This is a genomic window from Halolamina rubra, assembly GCF_000739555.1.
Taxonomy (GTDB): domain Archaea; phylum Halobacteriota; class Halobacteria; order Halobacteriales; family Haloferacaceae; genus Halolamina; species Halolamina rubra.
Genome location: NZ_BBJN01000001.1, coordinates 1 through 14554, shown reverse-complemented (window position 1 = coordinate 14554; position 14554 = coordinate 1). Strand labels below are relative to the sequence as shown.

General features: G+C 69.4%; 15 protein-coding genes. 5 read left to right on the top strand and 10 right to left on the bottom strand.

Annotation, left to right across the window (positions count from 1 at the left end; genetic code table 11):
- Window positions 1–260 (top strand): sensor histidine kinase (locus ACP95_RS00075; RefSeq protein WP_161782039.1); only part of this gene is annotated, 260 nt, incomplete at its 5' end.
- Here the strand turns inward: ACP95_RS00075 and ACP95_RS00070 are convergent.
- Complete coding sequence (locus ACP95_RS00070; RefSeq protein WP_049979250.1) at window positions 257–1282, bottom strand: threonine aldolase family protein; 1026 nt, start codon at window positions 1280–1282, stop codon at window positions 257–259. The genes ACP95_RS00075 and ACP95_RS00070 overlap by 4 nt on opposite strands.
- A gap of 66 nt (window positions 1283–1348) precedes the next feature.
- Window positions 1349–2350: an aldo/keto reductase gene (locus ACP95_RS00065; protein WP_049979249.1), complete on the bottom strand. Its 1002-nt coding sequence runs from the start codon at window positions 2348–2350 to the stop codon at window positions 1349–1351.
- 112 nt (window positions 2351–2462) lie between these two features.
- On the opposite strand from ACP95_RS00065, the gene ACP95_RS00060 reads away from it, so the two are divergent.
- Complete coding sequence (locus ACP95_RS00060) at window positions 2463–2852, top strand: MoaD/ThiS family protein (protein ID WP_049979248.1); 390 nt, start codon at window positions 2463–2465, stop codon at window positions 2850–2852.
- Window positions 2853–2886: 34 nt separating this feature from the next.
- Here ACP95_RS00060 and ACP95_RS00055 read toward each other — a convergent pair whose 3' ends face one another.
- Window positions 2887–4281, bottom strand: coding sequence for a sodium-dependent transporter (locus tag ACP95_RS00055; protein ID WP_049979247.1), 1395 nt, complete (start codon window positions 4279–4281; stop codon window positions 2887–2889).
- Between the two features lie 193 nt (window positions 4282–4474).
- Here ACP95_RS00055 and ACP95_RS00050 point away from each other — a divergent pair, with 193 nt between their 5' ends.
- Window positions 4475–5257, top strand: coding sequence for a 23S rRNA (uridine(2552)-2'-O)-methyltransferase (locus ACP95_RS00050; protein ID WP_049979246.1), 783 nt, complete (start codon window positions 4475–4477; stop codon window positions 5255–5257).
- Here ACP95_RS00050 and ACP95_RS00045 read toward each other — a convergent pair.
- The 5 genes from ACP95_RS00045 to tatC (ACP95_RS00025) form a co-directional block, all read right to left on the bottom strand.
- The gene (locus ACP95_RS00045) at window positions 5254–5463 is read right to left on the bottom strand and encodes a hypothetical protein (protein WP_049979245.1); all 210 of its coding nucleotides are present in this window, start codon (window positions 5461–5463) and stop codon (window positions 5254–5256) included. The two genes, ACP95_RS00050 and ACP95_RS00045, sit on opposite strands and share 4 nt — an antisense overlap.
- 40 nt (window positions 5464–5503) lie before the next feature.
- Window positions 5504–5821 (bottom strand): hypothetical protein, encoded by a 318-nt coding sequence (locus ACP95_RS00040; protein ID WP_049979244.1) that lies wholly within the window; start codon window positions 5819–5821, stop codon window positions 5504–5506.
- Between the two features lie 54 nt (window positions 5822–5875).
- Window positions 5876–6610 (bottom strand): queuosine precursor transporter, encoded by a 735-nt coding sequence (locus ACP95_RS00035; RefSeq protein ID WP_082224504.1) that lies wholly within the window; start codon window positions 6608–6610, stop codon window positions 5876–5878.
- Entirely contained in the window at window positions 6607–6786 is a 180-nt protein-coding gene (locus ACP95_RS00030) for a ribbon-helix-helix domain-containing protein (protein WP_049979243.1), read from the bottom strand. The genes ACP95_RS00035 and ACP95_RS00030 overlap by 4 nt, the downstream gene beginning before the upstream one ends.
- A gap of 190 nt (window positions 6787–6976) precedes the next feature.
- Window positions 6977–9715 carry a twin-arginine translocase subunit TatC gene (gene tatC / locus ACP95_RS00025; RefSeq protein WP_049979242.1) on the bottom strand — a complete coding sequence of 913 codons (2739 nt, stop codon included), beginning with the start codon at window positions 9713–9715 and terminating at the stop codon, window positions 6977–6979.
- 96 nt (window positions 9716–9811) lie between these two features.
- On the opposite strand from tatC (ACP95_RS00025), the gene tatC (ACP95_RS00020) reads away from it, so the two are divergent.
- On the top strand, window positions 9812–11107 hold the full coding sequence (gene tatC / locus ACP95_RS00020; protein ID WP_049979241.1) for a twin-arginine translocase subunit TatC: 1296 nt from the start codon (window positions 9812–9814) through the stop codon (window positions 11105–11107).
- Between the two features lie 204 nt (window positions 11108–11311).
- On the opposite strand, the gene ACP95_RS00015 is transcribed toward tatC (ACP95_RS00020), so the two are convergent.
- Together ACP95_RS00015 and lonB are read right to left on the bottom strand one after the other, a co-directional pair.
- On the bottom strand, window positions 11312–11644 hold the full coding sequence (locus tag ACP95_RS00015; RefSeq protein WP_049979240.1) for a hypothetical protein: 333 nt from the start codon (window positions 11642–11644) through the stop codon (window positions 11312–11314).
- 239 nt (window positions 11645–11883) lie between these two features.
- Window positions 11884–14007, bottom strand: a complete 2124-nt coding sequence (gene lonB, locus ACP95_RS00010; RefSeq protein ID WP_049979239.1) for an ATP-dependent protease LonB — start codon at window positions 14005–14007, stop codon at window positions 11884–11886.
- Between the two features lie 201 nt (window positions 14008–14208).
- Between lonB and ACP95_RS00005 the strand changes: the two genes are divergently transcribed.
- On the top strand, window positions 14209–14554 hold a 346-nt coding region (locus ACP95_RS00005; protein ID WP_049979238.1), incomplete at its 3' end, for a nicotinamide-nucleotide adenylyltransferase.

Sequence of the window (14554 nt, the reverse complement as noted above, 5' to 3'; positions counted from 1 at the left end):
CGTCGACGGCCGAGGACGACGGCGACGCGCCGACGGTGACCGTCGGCACGCTGGCCGGCCGCGAGGGGTTCTACGTCGCCGACGACGGCCCCGGGATCGACGACGGGATCGACCCGTTCGACACGGGCGCCACGACCAGCGAGGAGGGGACGGGGTTCGGCCTCCCGATCGTCCAGAGCATCGCCGAAGCCCACGGCTGGTCGGTGTCGGTCGCCGAGAGCGAAGCGGGCGGCGCGCGCTTCGAGTTCGAGATCGCCTAGTCCTGCATCGCCGTCCGCACGGCGTCGATCGCCTGCTCGATCTCCTCGTCGCTCACGTCCCAGTTCGTGGTGAACCGAACCGTCGTCTCGCTGAACGCGACCGCGAGCACGCCGTGGTCCTCGATCTCGTCGACGAACTGCTCGGCCGTGCGGCCGGTTCCGGCCACGTCGGCGACGACGATGTTCGTGTCCGGCGCGGTCGTCTCGATCCCGTCGATCCCGCCGAGCCCCTCGGCGATGCGCTCGGCGCGCCGGTGATCGTCCGCGAGGTGGTCGCGGTTCTCGAGGGCGAGCAGGCCCGGCGCGGCGATGATGCCGGCCTGGCGCATCCCGCCGCCGAACAGCTTCCGGGTCCGGCGCGCGCGCTCGACGAACGCCTCGTCGCCGACGAGCACGGAGCCCACGGGCGCGCCGAGCCCCTTCGAGAGGCAGAACATCACGCTGTCGGCGTTCTCCGCGAGCGCGGCGGGGTCGGCGTCGAACGCCTCGGCGGCGTTGAACAGCCGCGCGCCGTCGAGGTGGACCGGGACGCCGTGGTCGTGAGCGACTTCGGCGGCCGCGTCGATCTCGTCTTTGCTCACGGCGACGCCGCCGCGGTAGTTGTGCGTGTTCTCCAGGCAGAACAGCCCCGTGCCGGCCTCGTGGAGGCTCTCCTCGACGAGCCCGTTCTCGACCTGCTCGGGCGTCGGCACGCCGTCGTCGCCGAAGTCGAGCAGGCGCGTCTGGAGGCTACTCAGCTGGGCGACGGCGCCGAGCTCCCACTTCAGCACGTGGGCGTGCTCGTCGGCGAGCAGCTCCTGCCCGCGGTCGGTGTGGGTCCGGATCGCGACCTGGTTGCCCATCGTGCCGCTGGGGACGAACAGCCCGGCCTCCTTCCCGAGGATCTCGGCGGCGCGGGCCTCGAGCTCGTTGACGCTCGGGTCGTCGCGGTACACGTCGTCGCCGACCTCGGCGTTCTTGGCGGCCTCACGCATCGCGTCTGAGGGTCTGGTGACGGTGTCGGAGCGAAGGTCTACGACCATGTGGCCGGGTCGGAGAGGGGGAGGAATAAGGCACTCGGTGGGGCCGGCGCGTTTCCGGCTTCCGGCCTACAGGTTCGCGTACGGGCCGCCCTTCGCCTCGGTCAGGCGGTCGACCTGGTCGTCGCTCAGGTCGATATCCGCGGCGCCGAGGTTCTCCTCCAGCTGCTCGACGGTCCGCGCACCCACGATCGGCGCGGTCACGCCGTCACGGTGCATCAGCCACGCGAGCGCGGTCTGGGCCGGCGAGGCGTCGACCTCGTCGGCGACCGCGTCGAGCACGTCGTGCACGTCGAAGTTCGTCTCGGTGAGGTAGGCGCTCTCGAACCGGCTCGACTCCGCAGCCTTCGACTCGCCGGTCAGCCCCTGCTCGCGGTCGTACTTGCCGGTCAGGAACCCCTGGCCGAGCGGGCTCCACGGGCAGACGCCCAGCCCCTCCTCGCGGGCGAACTGGAGGTAGTCCCCTTCGATCTCGCGGTCGACGAGGTTGTACCGGGGCTGGAGCACGGTGAACGGCTCCCAGCCCTCCGCGCGGGCGAGCTCGTTCGCCTTCGCGACGCGCCAGGCGTTGGGGGTGAGCGTCGACGCGCCGAGGTAGTGCACCTTCCCCGCCTCGACCAGCGCGTTCAGCGTCTTCATCGTCTCGCGGGTCGGCGTCTCGCCGTCCCAGCGGTGGAGGTAGAGCACGTCGATGTAGTCGGTGTCCAGCCGATCGAGGATGGCGTCGACGCGGTGACGGAGGTTCTTCCGGTTGTTGCCGCGGCTGTTGGGGTCGTCCTCCCGGATCTGCCAGTAGATCTTGGAGGCGACGGTGAACCGCTCGCGGTCGCGCTCGGCCAGCCAGTCGCCGATCCACTCCTCGGCCTGGCCGCCGCCGTACACGTCGGCGGTGTCGATGTACCGCCCGCCGGCGTCGGCGTAGGCGTCGAGCAGTCGCTTGGCCCGATCCTCGCCGATCTCGAGGTTGCCTTCCTCGGTCTCGCGGCCGAAGCGCCACGTGCCGAACTGGAGTTCGCTGCTCTGGAGGCCGCTGTCGCCGAACTGGACGAAGCCGAGATCGCTGTCGCTCATACGTGTACTGGTTGGGTCGAACGGGGGAAAAGCGTTCAGCTATCGGCGACGCCCGTCGACCCCGAACACGTTCGGCTACGACTGTAACCGCTCGTGGCGCCAACGGGCACGCATGAGCGCGATCGAGGCCGAACAGGCCGGGACGACGACGGTGACCGTGAAAGCGACCGGCCACGTCCGGCGCGAACTCGGGAAACACGAGTTCGAGTTCACGTTCGAGGGCGACACGCTGGGGGAGTTCCTCGACGCCTTCTTCGCGGAGTACGGCTGCGAGGAGCTGCTGCTGGCCGAGACCGAGGACGAGGAGACCGCCCACGGCTGGGCCGACTACCCGGGCGACCCGCCGGGCCGCTGGGAGCGCAACCCCGAGGGCGAGCGGACCCGGGCGTTCGCGCGCGTGCTCGTCAACGGGAAGTTCAACGAACTGCTGGACGGGTTCGGGACGAAGCTCGAGAACGGCGACCGGGTCGCGCTGATGTACCCGTTCATGTTCTGTCTGTAGGGTCGCCCCGCCGCGGCGTCGACGCCGGCGCCGATCAGCGATTCGTCGCCGCCCAGACCGCGCCCCGGCTGACCAGCGTGCCGACGACGGCGACGGCCGCCCGGCCGCCGAGCCCGAGGGGGACGCCGAGAAGCGGCGCGACCGAGCTCGCGAGCGAGAACAGGACGACGACGGGCAGCAGCCAGCCGACCGTCAGCACCCACGACTCGGCGAGGACGGCGAAGCGCCCGGCGCCCGCACGGAACTCGGCGACCGACTCCGCGCGCAGCAGCCAGCCGGCGATGGCGAGGAACCCGAACAGGCCGAGCGTCAGCATCAGGTCGGCGAGGGTGCCCGAGGCGAACCGGAACGCCGAGCTGACGAGCGCAAGGCCGCTCCCCGTGACGGCGAGCAGCAGCGACACCGACAGCGTCGCCCGCCGGCGCGGCACGCCGAACTCGTCGACGAGCGTCGCGACCGGGGTCTCGAGCAGGTTGATCCCGCTGGTGATCGCGGCCATCAGCACCGTCGCGAAGAACGCCGTCGCGACGATCGGGCCGCCCGGCAGCGAGCCGAACGCCGACGCGAGCGCGACGAACAGCGCGCCCGGGCCGCCCTGGCCGGGGTCGATCCCCTGGGAGAACAGCAGCGGGATCACGACCAGCCCGGCGAGCACGCCGATGAACGTGTTGGAGACGGCGATGACGATGGTGTCCCGCGGCAGCGACGAGTCCTCGTCGAGGTAGGAGGCGTAGGTGAGCATCGAGCCGGCGCCGACAGAGAGGGTGAACAGCGCCTGCCCGGCCGCCGGCCCGATCACGCTCGGGAAGTTGGCGGCGAGGTAGTCGGCGTCGAAGCCGAGGTAGAACGCGTAGCCCGCGGCGGTGCCGGGCTGGGTCGCCGTCCAGACCGCGAGGCCGACCAGCAGCACCACGACCGCCGGCAGCATCACCTTCGAGACGCGCTCGATCCCGCGGCTCACGCCGAAGAACACGATGCCGGCGACGATCCCGAGGAAGAGCAGGTGGAACGCGACCGCCGGGAGGCCGTAGCTCATCGCGGCGAAGTACTGCTGGGGCTGGCTGAAGTACGCCCCCGTCGGCGAGACCAGCGTGTAGCGCAGGATCCAGCCGCCGACGACCGAGTAGAACGAGAGGATCACGAGCGTCGTGGCGACGTTGAACGCGCCCAGCGCCGACCCCCAGCGGCCGATCAGGTCGCCCAGCGCGCCGATCGGCGTCTGTCGGCCGCGGCGCCCGAGCACGAACTCCGCGAGCAGCCCCGGGACGCCGACGCCGACGACGATGAGCAGGTAGACCAGCAGGAACGCGCTGCCGCCGTTGCCGGCGGTCAGCCACGGGAACCGCCAGATGTTCCCCAGCCCGGCCGCGCTCCCCACGGCGGCGAGCACGAACCCGAAGTTCGACACCCAGGTGTCACGTGTAGCCATCAGTGTACAGCGTTGGGCAGTGGGCACGCAAACCTGTGTTGATCCGCGGGTCACAATCGTGTCAGCCGAGGCGGCACTCGGCAAGGTCGCGGCCGGTCGCGTCCGACGTGCCTTTCCGGACAGACCCCCTCAGCCCCGGTATGAACGCGATTTCGACCGTCCGCCCCGGAGGCGCCAACCCGGTGAGCCACGCATGACCCGGAAGGACGACTACTACAACCGCGCCAAGCAGCAGGAGTACCGCGCCCGCTCGGCGTACAAGCTGAAACAGCTCGACGACACCGCCGACCTGTTCGACGACGGCGACACGGTCGTCGACCTCGGCGCCGCCCCCGGCGGCTGGCTGCAGGTCGCCGCCGAGGAAGTGGGCCCGCAGGGGAAAGTCGTCGGCGTCGACCTCCAGCGCATCGACGAGCTCGAGGCTCACCAGGTGAGCACGATCCCCGGCGACATGACCGAGGAGGAGACCCGCGACCGCCTCCGCCGGGAACTCGACGCCGAGGACGGCCAGGGCGTCGTCGATCTGGTCGTCTCGGACATGGCACCGAACATGACCGGCGAGTACGAGCTCGACCACGCGCGCTCGGTCCACCTCGCGCGGATCGCCTTCGAGACCGCGGTGGAGTTCCTGAAACCCGGCGGCGACTTCGTCGCGAAGGTGTTCCAGGGCCGCGATCTCGACGACCTCGAGGCCGACATGGCGCCGTCGTTCCAGTACGTCCGCCGGGTGTCGCCGGACGCCTCCCGCGACTCGTCGAGCGAGGTGTACCTGGTCGGGAAGGGGTACACCGACGCGCCCGTCGCCGAGGGCGATCAGCTGGCCGTCGAGATCACCGACACCGGCGGCGAGGGCGACGGGATCGCGCGGGTCGAGGGGTTCACGATCTTCGTCGCCGGCGCCGACGAGGGCGAGGAGCTCGAGGTGTCGGTCACCGACGTGAAGCCGAACTTCGCGTTCGCCGAGCGCGTCGACTAGCTGGAGAGCCAGGCGTACGTCTGGATCGAGCCGAACAGGAGCGCGAGCACGCCGTTCTGGACGAGCAGGACGTTCTCAGCGTTGGCCGGCGGCGCCGCTCGGACCCACAGCGTCAGCAGCCCGAACAGCGTCGTCAGCGCCAGGTTGTACTTCGCGAGCACCGTCCAGGTGTCCTGATCGAGGTCGACGAGCCCGTCGCTGCCCATGGTCGTCCCTGGGCTCGCGGGCGGAGGAAGCTGTCGGCCGCTACCGTCGCCACCTGGCCAGTTCGATCAGCGTCCCGACGCCGCTGGCGAGCGCCAGCGCGCCGACGAACCACGTGCCGCTGCCGAGGTAGGCGACGAGACAGACCGCGGTCGCGAACGCCGCGGCGAGGGCGTTGTACGCGCCGTGCTCGCGGACCCGCGGCACCGCGCTGACGCCGAAGAACAGCACGCCCAGCGCGACCAGCCCGTAGGCCCAGTCCGCGGGCCCGCCCGGGCGGACGGCGAACACGACGCCGGCGACGGCGAGCAGGGTCGCGACGCCCGCGTGGACGAGCGACTGTACGCGGCGTTCGTCCATCGGCGCCCACTCGGGACGCGGGCGAGAAAAGCCACCCGGTCGGCGGAACGACGGCTACGCCGCGAACAGCCGGCGGTCCTCGGCGTCGCGCCGGCGGACGGCGGCGACGACCGCGTAGACAAAGGGCGTGTCGACCAGCGCGATCGCGAGCTTCAGTACGTACTGGCCGACGATCAGCGCGGCGACGCTGGGGACGGGCCCGCCGCCGACCAGCGGGAGCCCCATCTCCGCACCGACGCCGAGGTTCGGGAGCGCCCAGAACGCGACGCCGACGAAGATGACGGTGTCGATGAGCTGGCTGCTGGCGGTCGAGCCGACGTTTCGCAGCCACAGCTTCTCGCCGTCGGTGTACTCCTTCAGCCGGTGGAACGCGATCACGTCCCAGTTCTGGCTGGCGACGTAGGCCAGCAGGCTGCCGGCGACGATGTTCGTCGACGCCCCGAGCACCGACGAGAACGTGCTCGCGAACTCGGGGTTCGCGGCGGGCGCGACGATGGTGCTCCACACCAGCGCCAGCACGACGAAGTTCATCAGGAACGCGACGTTGACCAGCTCGCGGGCCGCGCGCTTCCCGTACAGCTCGGCGTAACAGTCCGAAGCGAAGTACGTCAGCGCGTACGCGAGCGCCGCGCCCGGCAGGGTGAGCGCGCTGCCCGCGACGGGGATCCCGAACGGGAGCTGGAAGGAGAGCAGCTTCGCCGCCGTCAACTGGGCGGTCACCAGCGCGGTGACGAACAGCGCCGCGAGCAGGAGGCGGTCGACCGGGAGCGGGCGGCGGTCGGCGCTCACGCGTCCCCTCCCTCGATGCGGCCCTGTCGCTCGTCGATCTCGTCGAGCCGGTCGAGCGTCTTCCGGATCGACGCCCGGATCGCGTCGCTGCGGTTGACGAACTTCCCGTCGTCGCCGACGTGCTCGTCGAGGTCCGCCAGCAGCTCGTCCGGGATCTCGACGGACACTTTCGTCATCGCTTCCCCTCCGCCGGTCCGGCCGCCGCCAGATCGACCCCACGCCGGGTCCGTTGCTTCGGTGCTCGCATGGTCATCTCGGAGGCGTACCCGAGGCATACGCAAAAACGCACCGCTCGGGAGTCGGCCGACGGACTGCTCGAACGTGGGGGAACGAACCGATCGGTTCGAAGAAACGGGAGCGACCGCGCTACCCGTCGTCGCCGGCCGTGTCGGGGCCGATCGTGGGTTTGCGGAGGTTGCGCCGGCCGCCGAGGGTGAGCACGTAGAGGACGCCCAGGCCGACGCCGTAGGCCGCCATCAGCGGGATCGTGATCATGATCATCGTGAGCGCGTCCGCCGGCGTCAGCAGCGCGGCGAACAGCATCATCCCGATCATCACCTCGCGCCAGCGCGTCCGCATCGCGGTGTAGGAGACGCCCGCGGTGTTCAACAGCGCCATCAGCACCGGGATGTCCGCGAGGATGCCGATGCCCGCGGTGGTGAAGAAGATCAGCCAGAAGAAGTCGGTGATGCGGTAGCTGATCGTCATGTTCGCCGCCAGCGCGTCCTCGACGAGGAAGGAGATGACCCGCGGCGCCACCTCGAAGTAGCCGAACACCAGCCCGCCGAGCAGGCCGGCGGTCAGCAGGCCGGCCCAGGCGAAGATGACCTCGCGGCGCCCGCGGACGAACCCGCGGTCCCGCAGCGCCGGCCACGCGAAGTACGCGATCATCGGCAGCACGGCGACGACGCCGAGCAGCGCCGAGAACTTCACCTCGAACACCAGCGCCTCGACGGGGTGGAGCGCGATCACCTTCGACGCCTCCATCGCCGTCTGCCCCGGCTGGAGCACCTCGCCGGGCACGCGGGAGAGGAAGTCGGCGTACACGTCCTTGATCCCGCCCGTGTACAGCCAGAAGAACGAGCCGGCCATCACGACCATGAACGTGCCGACGATGTAGAACAGCCCCGAGGTGACCGAGCCGAGGATGAACTGCAGGTCCTTGTAGTAGCCGCCGATGTCGTCCTCGTCGGTGTCGTCGGCGAACTCGTCGAGGAACGTGCTGCCGGCGCGCTGGGTGCGGTCGCCCACGCTCCCGGGGTCGGGCTCGTCCGCCTCGGCCTCCTCCTCGGCGGCGGTGGTCGCCTCGTCGAAGCGCTCGAGGATCAGTCGCGCCCGCTCGTCGTCGCCGACCTCCAGGGCGCGGTTGGCGTAGAAGTTCGCCTCCCGCTCGGTCAGCGACGTGAACGTCGCCGGCGGCGCCCGTTCGAGCTCGTCCGTCGAGAGCTGGCCGACGTTGACCGCCGTCGGGTCGGTGCCCGCGAAGTAGCACGCGAGCAGCACGTAGGCGCCGACGATGGCGGCGACGACCGCGAGCACCCCCGCGGCGGCGATGCCCGCGGCGACGAGCGTCGAGTAGCCGAACGCGGGGAGGCTGGCCTCGAACCCGGCCTGGCCGAGCAGCGCGTTCACCTCGCCGGTGTAGCCGAGCGCGGCGTAGGCGACGCCGAACAGCACGACCGCCAAGACGGCGAGCGGCTGCCCCTGCTGACGGAGCCGCTGACCCCAGTCGATCCACTCGCGGCCGCGCTGGATCGCGCCGACGGGGTTGACCGGCGTGAACAGCGGGTCGACCTCGTACCGTGGCGGCTCGGGCTCGTCCTCGTCGGGCTCGTTCGCCTCGTCGTAGCGGTCGAGGACCGCCTGTGCCTTCCCGTGGCGGTCGTCGTCGATGGCGCGCTGTGCAGCCTCGAGCGCCTCGGACTCGTCCATCGCCTCGAACGCCTGGATCGGCGCCGCGCGGACGCCCTCCTCGTCGAGCGCGTCGAGGTCGATCCCCGTCGGGTCGCCCAGCTCGGCGTCGGGGTCGACGGTGTCCTCGAGCTCGCGGTAGGCGAACAGCAGCAGGCCGACGACGGCGAAGGCGACGCCGACGACGAGGCCGACCAGCACGACGTTGGCGGTCGCCGACAGCGACGTGAGCCCGCCGACCCCCGGGGCGCGGTAGCTGCTGCCGATCGCCCCGAGCCCGGCGTTGATCGCGCCGCGGCCGCCGGCGTTGGCGTAGAGCCACGCGACGGCGACGCCGGCGACGACGAGGGCGGCGGCCTCGTTCCAGTTGCGCCGGAGCACGCCGCCGATCGTGAGCCGCTCGCTGCCGCGCTTCATCGTGACCGCGAACTTCGCGAGGTAGAGGCTGAACCCGTAGAGGACGAGCAGCGGCACCGCCCACATGATCTGGGTGAACGGGTCCGGCGGCGAGAACACCGCGCCGAACACGAAGATGGCGACGACGGCGTAGCGCCACTTGTCGCGGAACTGCTCGTAGGGGACGATCCCGGTGTAGGAGAGGCCGGTGATCGCCAGCGGCATCTGGGCCGCCAGCCCGAAGGAGAACGTCAGCAGGAGGACGAACTGGGTCCAGAGCACGATGGACCAGTGGGGGGCGAAGCCGGCGGCCGCCGCGTTGCCGGCGAGGAAGTTGAACATGATCGGGAAGAAGAGGAGGTAGCCGTACGCCATCCCGCCCATGAACAGCAGGAAGGAGAGCGCGGCGATGGGGACGGCCTTCCACAGCGGGATCGGCATCTCCGGCCAGCGACCGCGCTCCTTCAGGGCGTCCCGCGAGAAGTAGAGCAGCACGGGTGCGGCGACGATCAGCCCGACGGCGAGCGAGATCTTCGCCTGGAGCAGGATCACGTCGAAGGGGGTCTGGGCGATGATGTCGAACTGCGACTGCAGCTCGGCGGGCATCCGCTGGGTGGTGACGCCCTTGAGCCACTCCCAGATCCCCCCGCGGAGGGCCATGAACATCCCCATGAAGGCGATGACGAAGACGACGAACACCTTCTGGAGGTCTTTCTGGGCGGAGCGAAGCATCGCCCCGGCGGTCTCCCGCCCCTCGGCGATGGCGCGCTGGGTATCGTCGTCGAGCGCGCTGGACATAGCGAGAAGGAGCCACTTCGGCGTTATCAACCTTTTCACCTCGCGGGCGGGCGATCCGAAAAGGCCTATAAGAACGCGTGAGCGATACCGACCCATATGGCCGAGGAACCGGACGACGAGGGTGGACGCGAGCCGTCCGACTCGTCGGCGCCCGGTTCCGACGAGGAACGGGAGTCGGAGACGGCGTCGGAGCCACAGGGGGAGACGACGGACGAGGAGCCCTCGCCCGAGGAGGAACCGACGACTGCGGCGGAGTCGTCGACTGACGACGACACCGCGAGCGACGGCGACGCGGACGCCGCCGACACCGCCGACGCCGACGACGCGGACGCCGACGACGCGGAGGAAACGGACGGCGAGGACGACACGGTCGAGCCCGCGTTCACGGACGTGAAAGGGCTCGGTCCGGACACCGACGACTCGGAGGACGGCGACGCGGACGAGGAGTCGACCGACGACGCGGACGACGAGTCGGACGACGACGGTTACATGTTCGACGATTACGACCCCGACGAGCCGCCGGCCGCGGCCGCGGAGCACGGGGCACGCCCGTCGGACGACGACCCCGGCCCCACCGAGATCGATCGCTCGCCGGACGGCGACGACGACGTGGACGACGGGCTACTCGGCGCCGGGCCGGACTCGGACGAGGAGATGCCGCTGGCGGCCCACATCGAGGAGATGATGAAGCGGCTCTCGGTCGTGTTCATCGTCGGCGGCACGGTCGCGCTGACGCTTTTGGGGCTCGGCCAGGCGTTCGAGCAGGTGCCAACCGCGGTGGACATCATCGACGCGCTCTGGAACAACGCGATCCCGGGCGCGCCGGAGATCGAGGGCCGGCGACCGCGGGTGTACGGGCCGCTGGAGCTGATCCTGACCAAGCTGAAGGTGACAGCACTGGCGGGGCTGCTGGTCGCACTCCCCGTCTTCGTCTACGAAACGTACATGTTCATGCGCCCGGGGCTCTACCCCAAGGAACGGCGCTACTACCTCGCGGCCATCCCGACCAGCCTGGTGCTGGGGACGATCGGGATGGCGTTCTCGCACTTCGTGATCATCCCGGCGATCATGCGCTACTTTACGGTGTACACCGACGAGAACGTCGCCACCGTCGCCTACGGGCTGGAGAGCACGTTCTCGCTCATCATCGTCCTCATGGGGTACATGGCGGTGATCTTCCAGATCCCGCTGTTCATCATGCTCGCGATCATGATGGGGATCGTCACCCGCCAGTGGCTGGAGGACAAGCGCCTCCTGTTCTGGGGCGGGTTCCTCACCGTCGCGTTCCTCGTCAACCCCGACCCGACGGGGATGACGCCGTTCATCATCGCGGCGACGATGATCGTGCTGTACGAGGGGACGCTGGCGCTGCTGCGCTGGACCGGCAACTGAGCGTCCCCCTTTCTCACGCGGTGTCGGTTCGGCGGTCGACGGCCGCCGTGTTGGCGCCGCTGGTAGCGACAGTCCCCGTGTTCCGCTCCTGATCGACCAATCGCTCCCGTGCCGTCGAGGCCCCGCGGTCGCTGCCGATCGTCTCCGTCGTTCGATCCGGGTCGGGTTTGTAACTCGCGGTGAGTTCGGGGAGCCCTGTCCCGCTCAGCCGAGTACGTCGTAGAGCGTAACCAACACGACGAAACTCCAGAGCAACACGCCGAACCCGTAGAACAGGAGCGGTAAACTGCGCTGTGTACTCGGCTCCGTACCGAGCCAGCCACCTGTCGCGTCGAGCCCTTCGTCGTTTTCGAACCCGCCACCGTCCGTCGGTCCCGCGGTTCCGACGCTGAGGGTGACGAGGACGAGCCCGCCGCCGCCGCCGACAAAGAGGACAACTAACCCCGAGTGTGTCGCGAAGTGTAGCGTTCCGACCGTGAGAGGACCGAGGACACCCGTATAGAGGAGAACGGGTTTCCAGAGGGCATCGAGGGTCACGTCTCGCTCCCGTAGCGAGCATTTGTGTCACCGCTCGTTTATTTTTTGGGCCGGCGTCGGACGCTCGCAGGCCGATCCACCGAACAGCCGAATCAGTTACTGTCCGAACTCCGTATCACGAACGCCGGTTCCGACTGCCGGAACTGTCGAGACGTGCCGCCACGTTCTGTCGGGATGGACGGTTCGCCGACGGCTCGCTCGACGAAGCGCGGACCGAAAAGACGTGCCCGAAAAACTGCTTACTGCGGCGTCGGCTCGGAGCCGCCCGCCGGCGTCGTCACGTCCGAACTCTCGAGCGCCGAGCCGGTGATGCTCTTCAGCCGGCTCACGAGCGAGTCCTTCTCGCCCTCGCCCTCGAGCGCCACGTCGAGCACCTCGGAGATGTGCGAGACCGGAATGATCTCGATCATCTCCTTGTACTCGTCCTCGATCATCACGTCCTGCTCGTTGGCCTTCGGGATGATCACGCGGTCACAGCCCGCCTTCGCGGCGGCCTCGATCTTGTGGGTCACGCCGCCGACGGGGAGCACGTCGCCCCGCACCGACAGCGAGCCAGTCATCGCGAGGCTCTGGTCGACGCCGATGTTCTCCAGCGCGGAGATCACCGCCGTCGCGACCGTGATCGACGCCGAGTCGCCGTCGACGCCCTGCTGGCCGGTCTGGATGAACTGGATGTGGATGTCCTTGTCCGAGATCTGCTCGTCGGTGTACTTCTTGATGATCGCCGAGACGTTCTGCACCGACTCCTCGGCCATCTCCTTCAGCTGACCGGTGGCGATCACCTGCCCGCCCATCCCCTGGGAGGGCGTGATCTCCGCCATCACCGGCAGCATGATCCCGGAGTCCTGGCCCATCACCGCGAGGCCGTTGACGCGGCCGACCTGGTACCCCTCGGAGACCTGCAGCTCGTAGTCCTTCCGGCGCTCGATGTAGTCGTCGGCGAGCTGCTGCTCGATCGAGCGGCTCCGGCCCTTGGCTTCGAGCACGTGTTCGCGCGTGGTCCACTCCGCGTTCTCGCCGCGGGCGATGTCGCCCGCCACGCGGACCAGCCCGCCGAGCGACCGGAGCTCGAGCGTGAGGTGGTCCTTCCGGCCGGCGCGGCGCCGGGCCTCGAGGATGACCTCCTCGACGGCGTCGTTCGTGAAGTGGGGCAGGCGGCCGTCGTTCTCGACCTCCTGGGCCACGAAGCGCGCGTACTTCCGGCGCATCTCCGGGCTGTCGCGGATGGTGTCGTCCATGTACACCTCGTACCCGTAGCCGCGGATGCGGTTCCGGAGCGCGGGGTGCATGTTCTCCATCGCGTCCATGTTCCCGGCCGCGACCATCACGAAGTCGGTCGGCACGGGCTCGGTCTGGACCATCGCGCCCGAGGAGCGCTCGGACTGGCCCGTGATCCCGAACGCACCCTCCTGAATCGCGGTCATGAGGTGCTGCTGGGACCGAACGTCGAGCGTGTTGATCTCGTCGATGAACAGCACGCCCTTGTTCGCCTTGTGGATGGCGCCGGCCTCGACGCGGTCGTGGCTCGGCGTCTCCATCCCGCCGGACTGGAACGGGTCGTGGCGCACGTCGCCGAGCAGCGCACCCGCGTGGGCGCCCGTGGCGTCCTCGAACGGCGCCGTCTTCGTGTCGGCGTTGTTCACCAGCAGGTTCGGGATCATCGCGTCGCTGCCACGCGAGGCGTACTTGAACCCGATGTAGATCAGCACCGCGCCGATCACGGCGAGGATCGGGTTCCCCATCGCCAGGATCGCGTAGCCGGCGACGACGGCGATGACGATCCACATCAGGAGGCTGCGGAGCTGATCGCGCTTCTGGGCCTCCTCCTTGTGGGCGTCGATGATCTGTTCGCCCTTCCCCGCGGGCACCGTCCGGACTTTCGGCTCGTTGCCGTCGTCCGGGTTGTGGTACACCAGTACGTCCTGTAGCTCCTCCTTGGGGAGGAGTTCGGCCATCGCCTTCGCGAGCATCGACTTCCCCGTCCCGGGGGAGCCGATCATCATCACGTGGCGGCGCTGCTTGGCCGCCTTCATGACGACGTCCCGGGCGTGCTCCTGCCCGATCACCTGATCGACCAGCCGATCGGGGACCTCGATCTCGGACGTCGAGTCGATCCGGAGCCCGCCGAGCAGGTCGTCCTTCCCGATCTCCTCGTCGTCGGCGATCTCGGCGTCGAACTCCACCTCGCTCCCGAGGTCGTCGATGCCGGGAGCGTCGTCCTCGTCCGCCTCGCGGCGCTCCTGCTCCGCGGGGCGGTCGGGCTGTTCGTCGGGGTCGCCCTCTCGGGGACCCGACCCGTTGAGCGGGAAGGGGTCCTCCTCCCCCTCGTCGGGCACGTCGGTGTCGTCCCTTTCGTTGCTCATAGAACGCTTTCGCTACCGTAATCGAGGCTCGTGAGCTTGATATACTTTCCCCCACGATCGACGACGGTTCGAACGTCGTAAATGCGCTCTAGGAGGTTTCTACCTCGTGAATTCTGTCGGCGGTCGCGACGAGTTCGCTTATAAATGGGGTGGCACACGCGACTCGCCGTTTTTATTCCCCCCGGGAGCGAAGCCGCGGCCATGCGGGGGTTCTACATCGGCCGGTTCCAGCCGTACCACGACGGACACCACCAGATGGTGACCGAGATCGCGGGCGAGGTCGACGAGCTCGTGGTCGGGATCGGCTCCGCGGGCGACTCCCACACCACGCGGAACCCGTTCACCGCCGGCGAGCGGGTGATGATGGTGACGAAGGCGCTGAAGAGCCTCGACATCCCCACCTACGTCGTCCCGATCGAGGACCTCGAGCGCAACGCGGTCTGGGTCGGCCACGTCGAGTCGATGACCCCCAAGTTCGACGTGGCGTACTCCAACAACCCCCTCGTCGTCCGGCTGTTCACCGAGTCGGGCGTCGAGGTGCGGCAGT

What these genes read in the sequence shown, in the direction of transcription:
- ACP95_RS00070 (WP_049979250.1), bottom strand. Translation starts at nt 1,282, where the DNA reads ATGGTCGTAGACCTTCGCTCCGACACCGTCACCAGACCCTCAGACGCG.
- ACP95_RS00065 (WP_049979249.1), bottom strand. Translation starts at nt 2,350, where the DNA reads ATGAGCGACAGCGATCTCGGCTTCGTCCAGTTCGGCGACAGCGGCCTC.
- ACP95_RS00060 (WP_049979248.1), top strand. Translation starts at nt 2,463, where the DNA reads ATGAGCGCGATCGAGGCCGAACAGGCCGGGACGACGACGGTGACCGTG.
- ACP95_RS00055 (WP_049979247.1), bottom strand. Translation starts at nt 4,281, where the DNA reads ATGGCTACACGTGACACCTGGGTGTCGAACTTCGGGTTCGTGCTCGCC.
- ACP95_RS00050 (WP_049979246.1), top strand. Translation starts at nt 4,475, where the DNA reads ATGACCCGGAAGGACGACTACTACAACCGCGCCAAGCAGCAGGAGTAC.
- ACP95_RS00045 (WP_049979245.1), bottom strand. Translation starts at nt 5,463, where the DNA reads ATGGGCAGCGACGGGCTCGTCGACCTCGATCAGGACACCTGGACGGTG.
- ACP95_RS00040 (WP_049979244.1), bottom strand. Translation starts at nt 5,821, where the DNA reads ATGGACGAACGCCGCGTACAGTCGCTCGTCCACGCGGGCGTCGCGACC.
- ACP95_RS00030 (WP_049979243.1), bottom strand. Translation starts at nt 6,786, where the DNA reads ATGACGAAAGTGTCCGTCGAGATCCCGGACGAGCTGCTGGCGGACCTC.
- tatC (WP_049979242.1), bottom strand. Translation starts at nt 9,715, where the DNA reads ATGTCCAGCGCGCTCGACGACGATACCCAGCGCGCCATCGCCGAGGGG.
- tatC (WP_049979241.1), top strand. Translation starts at nt 9,812, where the DNA reads ATGGCCGAGGAACCGGACGACGAGGGTGGACGCGAGCCGTCCGACTCG.
- lonB (WP_049979239.1), bottom strand. Translation starts at nt 14,007, where the DNA reads ATGAGCAACGAAAGGGACGACACCGACGTGCCCGACGAGGGGGAGGAG.